The organism is Nocardia sp. CA-119907 (genome assembly GCF_050955995.1).
Lineage (GTDB): Bacteria > Actinomycetota > Actinomycetes > Mycobacteriales > Mycobacteriaceae > Nocardia.
The window spans coordinates 1,043,004-1,053,495 of the sequence record NZ_CP192091.1 but is presented as its reverse complement, the minus strand read 5'-3'; the positions used below and the strand labels follow the sequence as shown (position 1 = coordinate 1,053,495).

The 10,492-nt window shown below is 66.0% G+C and carries 9 protein-coding genes; 2 read left to right on the top strand and 7 right to left on the bottom strand.

Annotated features, from left to right (window positions below; translation table 11 throughout):
* Positions 1-487 precede the first annotated feature (487 nt).
* The 5 genes from ACQP2D_RS05050 to mftA form a co-directional block, all read right to left on the bottom strand.
* Positions 488-1,864: a GAF domain-containing protein gene (locus ACQP2D_RS05050; protein WP_433682547.1), complete on the bottom strand. Its 1,377-nt coding sequence runs from the start codon at positions 1,862-1,864 to the stop codon at positions 488-490.
* Between the two features lie 128 nt (positions 1,865-1,992).
* The gene (gene mftG, locus ACQP2D_RS05045) at positions 1,993-3,435 is read right to left on the bottom strand and encodes a mycofactocin dehydrogenase MftG (protein ID WP_433682546.1); all 1,443 of its coding nucleotides are present in this window, start codon (positions 3,433-3,435) and stop codon (positions 1,993-1,995) included.
* 42 nt (positions 3,436-3,477) lie between these two features.
* Positions 3,478-4,878 (bottom strand): mycofactocin biosynthesis glycosyltransferase MftF, encoded by a 1,401-nt coding sequence (gene mftF / locus ACQP2D_RS05040; protein WP_433682545.1) that lies wholly within the window; start codon positions 4,876-4,878, stop codon positions 3,478-3,480.
* A gap of 228 nt (positions 4,879-5,106) precedes the next feature.
* Positions 5,107-6,654, bottom strand: a complete 1,548-nt coding sequence (gene mftC, locus ACQP2D_RS05035) for a mycofactocin radical SAM maturase (RefSeq protein ID WP_433685537.1) — start codon at positions 6,652-6,654, stop codon at positions 5,107-5,109.
* 14 nt (positions 6,655-6,668) lie between these two features.
* A complete protein-coding gene (gene mftA, locus ACQP2D_RS05030) occupies positions 6,669-6,758 on the bottom strand; it encodes a mycofactocin precursor MftA (protein WP_354956351.1) in 90 nt (29 codons plus the stop codon).
* Positions 6,759-7,156: 398 nt separating this feature from the next.
* Between mftA and mftR2 the strand changes: the two genes are divergently transcribed.
* Positions 7,157-7,795, top strand: a complete 639-nt coding sequence (gene mftR2 / locus ACQP2D_RS05025) for a mycofactocin system transcriptional regulator MftR2 (RefSeq protein ID WP_433682544.1) — start codon at positions 7,157-7,159, stop codon at positions 7,793-7,795.
* Positions 7,796-7,838: 43 nt separating this feature from the next.
* Positions 7,839-8,894 carry a 2Fe-2S iron-sulfur cluster-binding protein gene (locus ACQP2D_RS05020; RefSeq protein WP_433682543.1) on the top strand — a complete coding sequence of 352 codons (1,056 nt, stop codon included), beginning with the start codon at positions 7,839-7,841 and terminating at the stop codon, positions 8,892-8,894.
* A 14-nt stretch (positions 8,895-8,908) separates the two neighbouring features.
* Here ACQP2D_RS05020 and ACQP2D_RS05015 read toward each other — a convergent pair whose 3' ends face one another.
* Together ACQP2D_RS05015 and ACQP2D_RS05010 are read right to left on the bottom strand one after the other, a co-directional pair.
* The gene (locus tag ACQP2D_RS05015) at positions 8,909-9,649 is read right to left on the bottom strand and encodes a DNA alkylation repair protein (protein ID WP_433682542.1); all 741 of its coding nucleotides are present in this window, start codon (positions 9,647-9,649) and stop codon (positions 8,909-8,911) included.
* 5 nt (positions 9,650-9,654) lie between these two features.
* Positions 9,655-10,416: a glutamate racemase gene (locus ACQP2D_RS05010; protein ID WP_433682541.1), complete on the bottom strand. Its 762-nt coding sequence runs from the start codon at positions 10,414-10,416 to the stop codon at positions 9,655-9,657.
* Positions 10,417-10,492: the final 76 nt, after the last annotated feature.

The following is a 10,492-nucleotide window of genomic DNA, read 5'->3' as shown; positions in this document are numbered from 1 at the left end:
CAGAGCCTCCTCGTTCGGCGAAACAACAGCTGGCCGAACGCTTTTGGGCACGACGAATAAAGCCCCTGCGGCAACGCAGTTCAGCGTTGGACGCATGGCTGGGACGCCACCACAAGATGATTCGGCGAATGCGCGGGGCACAACGACGGCCCCCACACGAGATCGGAACAGATTGCGTGAAAACGAGATCGGTGACCGTCGGTCACCACCGCGGCGACCGACGGTCACCGCTTGCGCCTAGCTCTTGATCGCTCCTCCAACGTTGCTGCCGCGGTGCGGGCGCCGCGGCTGTGTCAGCTTCATCACACGGATGTGATCCGTGCATTGCGAACATTAGGCGCTTGGTTAATAAAAAGGAACTTTTTGCACTAAAAAAAGTTGGTCGATCGTCCAGCGCTCTCAACTGGACCGACGCAACAGGGCAAAGCTGTGTCCGCGACCACATTTCGATCGCGTATGTGAGCCACGGCACTTTCGGATGTGCAGACTATGAGCCCGAACGTTGCATCCGCGTTGCATCGGCGCCCAAGCGCCGATCGAGCACTCGAATCTTGGCCTCGATCTGCGCATATAACGGCGAATCACGATCCACCGTCGCGCGATAGGCGGCCCAGGACGCGGCATCGTCACGCCCCTCGGCGCATGCGGTCCACCGGCGCAGCACCGCGGTATCGCCGGAACTGAGTACCGCGGTACGCAGCCGAACCCGAAGTTCATCTCGAATATCAATAATTCCGGGTGCGGTCGAGCGCGGCAGCACCGGACCGGCGTACAGCCGTAATGCGGAATCGACATCACCGGAGTCGAGTGCCGCCCGCAGCGCTTCGATATCGGTTGCGACATGCACCCGCAACCGATATGGGCGCGAACCGAATACGTTCGGACCGACCACCGCACGCAGCCGCGACATGGCGGCGCGAATGGTGCCGTTGTCAAGATCTGTGTCATCGAGCAGCAGCGCGAGATGGTCGGCGCCGAGCCCTTCGGGATGTTCGGCGAGCAGCAGCAGGATCTCAGCGTGCCGCTGCGACAACGGAACTCGATCACCCGCGACGCTCAGCAGCGGCTGCCCGAGCCCCAGCACATCCAGACCGAGCCGGGCCAAGGCGATTTCGCCCGTCGTGCTGTCATAGGCCACGGCACGGCCCGCCGACCCGTGCTGCCCCGCCCGCATGGCATTCAGCAGCAGATCCATTTCGGCCGCAGTCGATGTCGCCTTCACCAGCGCCAGGATCTCCGGTTTGGCCACCCGCACGCCCCCGGCGATCATCAGCACCCCGACCAGCCTGCCGTCGGGATCGTGTACCGGCGCGGCGGCACCGGTGATCTGATGCATCCGGTGCAGAAAGTGTTCGGGCCCATGGATCCACGCGGCCCGACCGGTACGCACCACCAGGCCGACGGCATTGGTTCCGATGCGGCGTTCGCTCAGGTCGTCACCGGCGCGCAGACCGATTTCGGCGGCCGCGTCGACCTGATCGGTATTGCCGTGCACCCACAGCACCCGGCCGAATTGATCGGCCACCGCGACGATCAAACCCGTTCTGGCCGTGTCCTGTACGAGCAGTTTGTCGATCAGCGGCATCAATGCGGCAAACGGGTGCGCATCGCGATAGCGCTGCAGATCGGCACCGCGCAGGCCGCGCCCGTCCAGCACGTCCATCGGGTCGATGCCGCCGCGCACGCTGCGCAGCCAGGATTCGAGCACGACCGGACGCAGCAGACCGGCAAGCTGCGACAGCTGCTCACCACCCGCGCTAAGGTATCCGTGTGCTTGTGCGGCATAGGCTTCCAGAGCGCCGAGTTGAGTGCCGGGTTCGACGCCGTGCCGTGGGGGCCGCCCACCTGCAAGATTGCTGACCATTTGCCTTTCTTTCCGCCCCAAACTGTACCGGCGCGCATTACCAGACAACGGCGGTTGTCTTGGTTTGTCCGCCAGCTCACACCCCGTTCAGACCTCGTACAAATGTGACCTACCCGTCTTTCAGATCCTTAGGTGAGATATTCGCTGACGCGTTCGGCGATCATTACCGTCGTCGCCTTCGGACCGCGGCTCAGCGGCACCGGCACAACGGAAAGATCCACCACGGATAAGCCGGTCGTGCCGTGCACTCGGCACCGCTCGTCGACCACCGCGCGTTCGTCGTCCGCACCGCCCATTCGGCAGGTTCCCGACAGATGTTGAGAGGTAGCCAGATTCGCGTGCAGCCACGCATCGGTGGGTTCCGGTATCGATTCCGGCGCGCGCAGGATCGGGATTCCGTGCAATACCTCGAGCGCGATGGTCACCGCTTCGCGCAATCGAATCCGATCGGTGGCCGCCGATAAGTAGCGGAAATCGATGAGCGGCGCGTCGACGGGATCAGCGGAACGCAGCCGGAGCACCCCTTCGGATCGCGGACGCATGAGCGCAACACCTAAACGATGGATATACGGGGTAAACGATACGGCGTACGGACGGATTTCGACATCGTCGAGTTCCAGCACATATTCCAGCGGGATACCGGCGCCGCTCGCGAGCGCCGCAGCACTGCGATACTCGATGCCGATCTCGGGATGATCACTGAACCACGCGCCGACCGGCGCGGGATGCAGCACCGGAATATCCAGCGCCCGCAGCTGCCGCGGATCGCCGATACCGGAGCGCAGCAACAGCGCGGCGGATTCGATGGCGCCCGCACACAGCACGATGTGATCGGCCGCGAGCGTGCCCGCCCTGCCCTCGTGCAGGTAGTCGACGCCGACGGCGCGAGTGCCGTCGAAACGGATGCGAGTCACCACCATCGCGCCGGTGACGGTGAGGTTCGGCCGGGCGAGCGCGGGCGCAAGATAAGCCGTCCCGGTGTCGACCCGCCTGCCGTGCTCGACATTGCACGGCACCGGTCCGTAGCCTTCGGCCGGAGCGGCCCCGGGCAGCGCGTTCAGGTCGGGAATCGAGGCAAGGCCGAGTGCCGCACAGGCCGAGGCGAATTCGCGACTCAGCGGTGTCGGGTCGGCGGTGCGGCGCACCGGTATCGGCCCCGTCGTGCCGTGCCCCGGCCGATCGCCGTAATCGTGATCGCGCTCGAGGCGGCGATAGGCGGGCAGCACCGCATCGAAGGACCAGCTCGCCGCGCCGTCCAACTCCTTGCTCCACGCCGTGAAATCGGCCGCCGTCGCGCGCACGAAATAGCCGCCGTTGATCGCGCCCGATCCACCGATCACCCTGCCGCGCACAATATTTCCGACAACACTGGCGGCCAGGTCAACGGGGTAGCGCCACACCACGGTCGATTCGGGACCGATCGGCATCCGGGTCGCGTCGAGCAGTTGCGCCGCATCGATCGACACCGGACCGGCCTCGACCAGCCGCACACTGTGGTTCGGATCCTCGCTCAGCCTGGCCGCCAGGACGCAACCGGCCGTGCCACCACCGACGATCAGCGTATCGACCATCTACATCAGCTCATCGGGTGGTAAAGCCATCACACGTTCGATTCAGCTCCGGGGCGTACTCGGCTTGAGCGACTCCAGGCTGCGGGCGCGGAATGCGCCCAGCCACAAGCCGGTTCCGTACGCGATATCGTCCATCCGCTTGTAGGCCACATAGCGGAACGGGTCGAGGCCGCCCGCGTCCCGGTGGGTGAACCAGTCGGCGAAGCCATCAGCGACCGCCATGGTGACCGCGATGCGCCGCACCCGCCGCGACAGCATCATCGCCACCATGGTGATCGGCCAATAGTGTCGGCACATGGCAGATGCCAGCCGCCAGATACCCGCGAAGTAGCCGCGCGCCAGATAGATCGCCGCGATTCGCGTCGGGTTGTCCAGTCCGGTGAACACCCGGTGCAGTCGGGCCAGCGCGGTCACCATGGTGACCAGTCCGCCGAGCAGTCCCCATTTCGTCAGCGTGGCGAACAGTATGGTCGCCACCGCCGTCCAGAGCGGCATCGACAGCGGCGTCACCATGCCCGGATGCCGCTCGCCGAGCGGTGCGGCGCCGGTGCCGTAGAAGAGTTTGCGACCGAACCAGGCGCGGAACGAGATTCGATTATCGTGCGCCACGTGCGCCGCGGGCTCATAGCGCAGCCGCCAGCGCGCCTGCTCCAACCGCCAGCACAGATCGACGTCCTCGGCCACCTGCATCGACTCGTCGAATCCGCCCTCGGCCAGCAGCGCCCTGCGGCGCACCAGCAGCGCGGCGCTGGGCACATACGACACCAGTCCGCGCGACTGCACGGCCGATTCGCGCCGACCGAGATCGAGTGAGGAGCGGGTGTGTTCATAGCGCGCCAGCGCATTCGACTCCGGATCGAGTGTGACGATCCGGGGCGCGACCAGCGCCACCTCCGGATCGCTGAAATGCCCCAGCATCACCTCGAGCCAGCCGCTGCGCGGGACGACGTCGGAGTCCAGGAAGGCGACGAAGTCGGTTGTCGCGGCCCGCAATCCGGCATTGCGCGCGGCGGCCGGGCCCTGTCTGCGGTCGTGGCGCAGCACCGTCACCCGGCAGCGGGTGCCACGGTTGCGCGGGATCTGGACGGGCTGATCCGAACCATCGTCGACGACGATCACATTGTGCCCGCGCAGGGCCGCGAGCAGTCGGGCCAGGCCGTCGGTGTTGTTGTGCAGGGGCACGATCACGGTCACGTCATCGAGCGAGGGCAGCAGCTGGGGACGCGGATTAGCGACACCGGAGTCGAGCAGCCGTCTGGCAACAACGGCGGACTTCGGGCCGGTGACCTCGAGGTACCCGTCGCCGATCATCTCGGCGGCCTCCGGGGCAAGTCGCAGCAACCGGGCGGGCGAACCCCCGATCAAGATGCGTCCCCCGGAGTATGCGCGTACCCGTGGATCGATCCGCACCCCGAATCCATCGGGCAGGCGATCATGGCGCATTCCTGGCATGCTAGGCGGAGATTCGTGCATTGGCATCATCAGTCCGGAAAAAAGGACCGAATTCCGTACGAATACGCCCGCGGGGCGGGATATCTCCCGACACGGCTTTCCGGCGGGTCGCGAGCGACTCGCCGAAGCCATCCGGCAACGAGCGGGCAATCATCGATTTGCCACTCGATAGCCATCGTCGATTGATCATGCAGCACATAACTGGCTACCGGCTCGAAATCATGTCAGTGGACTCTCATCGCAGGCGCGCGCGGGTCGCCGCTCCGGCGATGTGCGTTCAGTGGCGGGGCGAGATATCGACAGCGTCAGCGGAATCGGACCCGACTTGCGCGATCCGGGTCGGCTCGCCGCAGATCGGCGCGAGTGGTCGACCGAAGAGCGCGGGATCATCCGACCGGCGTCGGCAAGCGCCGCCTCGCCGTAGCCCTGCACACACTCCGGATCGGGTCCATCCGCGGGCAGTCCGGTGAAGAACTTCGCCGCCATGCAACCGCCGCGGCAGGAGTCGTAGTGGGCGCAGCCGGAGCACGCGCCGCCACCGGTGGGCTCGCGCAGTTCGGCGAAGAGTTCCGATTCCTGCCAGACGGTGCGGAAACCGCCGTCCGCCACCACATTTCCGGCACGGAACCTGTCGTGAATCGCGAAGGGGCAGGCGTACACGTCGCCGACCGGATCCACCAGGCAGACCACCCGGCCCGCACCGCACATGTTCAGGCCGGGCAGCGCCTGGCCGAATGCGGAGAGGTGGAAGAACGAATCGCCGGTGAGCACGCCTTCGCCATTGCGCACCAGCCAGTCGTAGAGCACCCGTTGCTGTTGCGGAAGCGGGTGCAGTTCGTCCCAGACATCCGCACCCCGACCCGATGGCCGCAGCCGCGTCAAACGCAGTGTGGCACCGTATCTATCGGCAATCGCCTTGAACTCGTCGAGCTGGGCGATGTTGTGCCGAGTCGCGACCACCGACAGCTTCGCGTCGGTGAATCCGGCCGCCGCCAGATTCTCCAATGCCCGGATCGCCATGGCGTAGGATCCCGGTCCGCGCACCGCATCGTTGACCTCGGCGTCGGCGCCATCCAACGAAATCTGTACGTCCACATAGTCACTGGCTGCCAGGCGCGCGGCGACCTCCGGTGTGATGCGAACTCCGTTGGTGGAGAACTTCACTCCGACATGGTGCGCGGTCGCGTAGTCGACCAGCTCCCAGAAGTCCTGGCGCACAGTGGGTTCGCCGCCGCCGATGTTCACATAGAAGATCTGCATGCGTTCGAACTCGTCGATCAGCGCCTTGCACTGCTCGGTGCTCAGCTCGCGCGGATCGCGGCGGCCGGAAGAGGACAGACAGTGCACACAGGACAGATTGCAGGCGTAGGTCAGCTCCCACGTCAGGCAGATCGGTGCGGCCAAACCGGTTTCGAACCGATCGATCAGCCGCCCACCCGTGGCGGCTCGCGGCTGCCCGGCCAGCGGAAGCGGTGCGGGCATCGGCGTGGGCGCACTGCCCGACGCGGCCTGCCTGATCATGTGCGAATCGGCCAACTGCGCCAAGGCGCGCACATACGGCCCGGCGAGGTCGTCCGAGACGCCCGCCGCCCGCAGCGCCGCACGCGCCGAGGCATGCGCGGGCAGCGACCGCACGATCTCGAGGATCCGTCGGCTCTTCAGGAAGGAGAGTTTGCGCGTGCCGAAGTGGTAGAGCAGCGCACCGAACGACTCCGGCCGCAGCGCCACCCGCGGATGCGGCTCCCATCGGGTATCGAGATCGAGCATGGTCGCACCGCCGATCAGTAGACGCCGCACATACCGTCGATGGAGACCTCTTCGATGAGGGTCTCCTCGATCAGCGGCGCCTCCTCGATCGACCTGGATTCGATCGTCGCGATCCGTCCGGTGTTGTCGGTATCGGTGTGTCCGATGGATCCGTGCTCCGGCATGCCTACCTCCGAGATGCGACCAGTTACCGCGGCCACGGGTGCGGCCGTGCTCACACGATAACGTCACGAGCTGACAAAATGGAACACGTTTCAGTACGTGAATTACATCAGAGCCACATCCGGCCGGCGCGACCACAGGCGTCGGCGCAGGTCCGCCTCCCCACACACGCCGACCGAGCCGCGACCGCGCGCTCTAGACTGCGGGTGGCAAGCAGCTGAACAGGACATGTCGGGCGACATCGCCCGCGGTGGTAGAGGTGGCATGGGAGTCGGACGAATGCAGACGAGCGGGGGCGGCTACACCCCGCGGTGCGAGCTCGAGGTCCGGAGGCGGGAGCTTGCGTAACCACGGAGGGCCTGGGAGCGCCGCAAATAGGACACTGTCGGAATCCGAGATCGTCGAGGCCGCGTTGCGCGTGGTGCGCGAGGACGGCGTGGAGAAACTGTCGATGCGTCGGCTCTCCCGCGAACTCGGAGTTTCGCCGATGGCGCCGTATTACTACGTCGCCGATAAACGCGAGCTGCTCGACCTCGTCGCCAGCGCGGCACTGACCGGAGTTCGCAAGCCACCGCCCGATTCCGGGCCATGGCAGCACCGACTGCGCGATCTGATCGACCAGATCGACGACAAGCTGCGCAAACATCCAGGACTGGGCGATGTGCTGATCGAGCAGATGCTGGGCAAACAGCTCGATCTGATCGCCGCCATCATGGAGATCCTGTTCGAGGCGGGTTTCAATGACCGCAATGTGCTGGCCGCGTACGCGACGATCCACACCTACCTGTTCGGCCGCAGGCGGGTGAATCCGCGCGACCGGTCACCGCTATCGGAGGTGGCACTGCCGGAGTCGGTGGAGCGGGCCACCAAATACATGGCGGACCTGCGCGGGAAGTACGCCTACGACTTCGGCATGGAAGTGCTGATCGATGGTCTGCAGGCCCAGCTTGTCCGTCAGCCCGATCCCGACGTACGATGAAACTGAAACACGTTCTAGTTTTGGTTGTGTTCGAGAGGACGAAATGACCACCGTCGAAGTTCCACACGGTTCGCGTTCGGTCGTGCTGCGGGTATCCGCGGTCATCGCCGAAACGGCCGACACCTGTTCGCTGGTCTTCGACGTGCCCGACGAACTGCGCGAACGTTTCGACTACCAGCCGGGCCAGTTCCTCACGCTGCGCATCCCGAGCGACATCACCGGCTCGGTGGCGCGCTGCTATTCACTGGCCAGCTCACCGCACACCGACGACCGGCCCAAGGTGACGGTCAAGCGCACCGTGGGCGGCTATGGATCGAATTGGGTCTGCGACAACGTCAAAGCGGGCGACCAGCTCGAAGTACTGCCGCCGTCGGGCGTTTTCACGCCGAAGAACCTCGACGACGATCTGCTGCTGTTCGGCGCCGGCAGCGGCATCACGCCGGTGATGTCCATCCTGAAATCGGCGCTGGCGCGCGGAAACGGCCGAATTGTGCTGGTGTACGCCAATCGTGATCACGAATCGGTGATCTTCGCCGGCGAACTGCGCGAATTGGCCGAGAAGCATCCGCAGCGGCTCGTCGTCATCCACTGGCTCGAGCACCTGCTGGGCCTGCCGACCGCCGATGGTTTGGCCGCGCTGGTCGCGCCGTACGCGGGCTACCACGCCTTCATGTGCGGGCCGAAGCCGTTCATGGACCGGGTGCACGATGCGCTGGCCCGACTCGACGTGCCGCGTTCGCGCACGCACGCTGAGGTGTTCAATTCCCTTGCGGGAGACCCGTTCGCGGATCAGGCGCCGGTCGAGGTGACCGACGAGGAGGCTGCCGACGCGGCCACCGTCGAGGTCGAACTCGACGGCGAGGTGCACGAGCTGAAATGGCCGCGCAAGCAGACCCTGGTCGACATCATGCTGTCCAAGGGGCTGGATGTGCCGTATTCGTGCCAGGAGGGCGAATGCGGTTCCTGCGCGTGCACGGTGCTCGAGGGCAAGGTCGAAATGGACAATGCCGAAATCCTCGATCCCGAGGATATCGAGAACGGCTATATCCTCGGCTGCCAGGCGCATCCGGTCACCGACCACCTGCGCATCCAATTCTGATCCGGTGCAACCGGTTACAGTCCGCGGTAGTGGACGCGGAGGGCCGGATCGAGGCGCTCGGTCGCATAGCTCAATGCGGTGCGGCCCATAGCGGCCGCATGCTTGTCGAGGAAGCCGGTCAGCAGTCGCTCGTCGACGCGCTTGCCGACCTCGCGCAGCATCCAGCCGAGCGCCTTCTGGATCAGATCGCGGCGGTCGTCGAGGAGTTGTTCGCAGAGTTCGAAGGTGGTCGAGGCATCGCCCGTCTTGATGAAGGCGAAGGTCGACAGCAGTGCCACCCGGCGCTCCCAGAGAGAGTCCGCGCGCGCGAGTTCGAAGAGCAGGTCGCGTGGCCGATCGAGCAGCCAGGGGCCGATGACGTTCTCGGCGGAGACGTCGACCAGATCCCAGTTGTTCACCCGGCCCCGGCGCACCGCGGCGAGATAGAGCTCGACCATCGCCGCCTGCCCATCGGTATCGAGCGTGCGCGACTTGCTCGCCTTGGCGAATCTGGCATTGAGGATGACCAGCGCGGCCAGCCGCTCCTCGTGCACGGCACTGTCGAGCAGCGCATCGATCTCATCGAGTGGAAGTGCCGCAAAGCGTTTCGCGATCGATCGGGTGACAGGCACCCGCACACCGATGAAGACATCACCTTCGCCGTACTCACCGGGCCCGGTCTTGAAGAACCGCGCCAACTGGCCGGCATCGGCGGGGTCGGCGACCTCGGCCAGCGCCGCACGCACCGCGGCGGCGGTCGGTTGGGGTTGGGCCATCGCCGCTATCCCTGCGCTCCCAGGATCCGTCCCGATTCGAAAGCGGCTGCGCTGACCGGCAATTCGCCCGACCTACCGCTGTTGAGCACCCGCACCGCACCATTGCCGGTGGTCGGCCTGCCGAGCGCATCCATGCGCCGAATCGTCTGTGCCGCAACGGCTTGCGCGCTGTCGAAGAGCCGAACGCCATCGGGCAGTGCGGCGACAATGGCATCGATGACCAGCGGGTAGTGGGTGCAACCGAGCACCACGCCCTCGACATCGTCCGGCGTCTGTTCGGCCGCGCGCGCGATCGAATCGCGGGCCGCGGCCAGATCACCGCGATCGATCGAATCCGCCAAACCGTGACAGGCGATGCCGACCACCTTCGCATCACCGCCGAAGCGGGCGATCAGATCCGCCTGATACCGACTGGCGGTGGTGGCCGCGGTGGCCCATACCGCGACCGACTTGCAGACCGCCGCAGCCGGTTTGATCGCCGGAACGGTGCCGATCACCGGGACACCGGGCCCGACCTCCGCGCGCACCTGGTCCAGCGCGGTGACGCTGGCGGTATTGCACGGCAGCACGATCACCTCCGCCCCGAGTTGCACCGAACTCCGCGCGGCGTCGACCACCCGGTCGGTCACCCACTGCTCGGGTTTGGGTCCCCACGGCGCGCCATCCGGGTCCAATCGCAGCAGCAGGTCGACATCGGGCCGCAGCTTGCGCAGCCAGGCGGCCGTGGGCAGCAACCCCAGCCCGGAATCGATGAGCGCGACGATCACTCGACCACCGTATTACAGCGGACCAGCCCGCCCTACTCGGCCGCCGGGCCGGTGGTATCGAGCACCCACGCGAGCA

Excerpts from the sequence above, each read along its gene's own strand:
- mftC (WP_433685537.1), bottom strand. The coding sequence starts at position 6,654 with ATGCTCGATCTCGATACCCGATGGGAGCCGCATCCGCGGGTGGCGCTG.
- ACQP2D_RS05015 (WP_433682542.1), bottom strand. The coding sequence starts at position 9,649 with ATGGCCCAACCCCAACCGACCGCCGCCGCGGTGCGTGCGGCGCTGGCC.
- mftF (WP_433682545.1), bottom strand. The coding sequence starts at position 4,878 with ATGCGCCATGATCGCCTGCCCGATGGATTCGGGGTGCGGATCGATCCA.
- ACQP2D_RS05050 (WP_433682547.1), bottom strand. The coding sequence starts at position 1,864 with ATGGTCAGCAATCTTGCAGGTGGGCGGCCCCCACGGCACGGCGTCGAA.
- mftG (WP_433682546.1), bottom strand. The coding sequence starts at position 3,435 with ATGGTCGATACGCTGATCGTCGGTGGTGGCACGGCCGGTTGCGTCCTG.
- ACQP2D_RS05020 (WP_433682543.1), top strand. The coding sequence starts at position 7,839 with ATGACCACCGTCGAAGTTCCACACGGTTCGCGTTCGGTCGTGCTGCGG.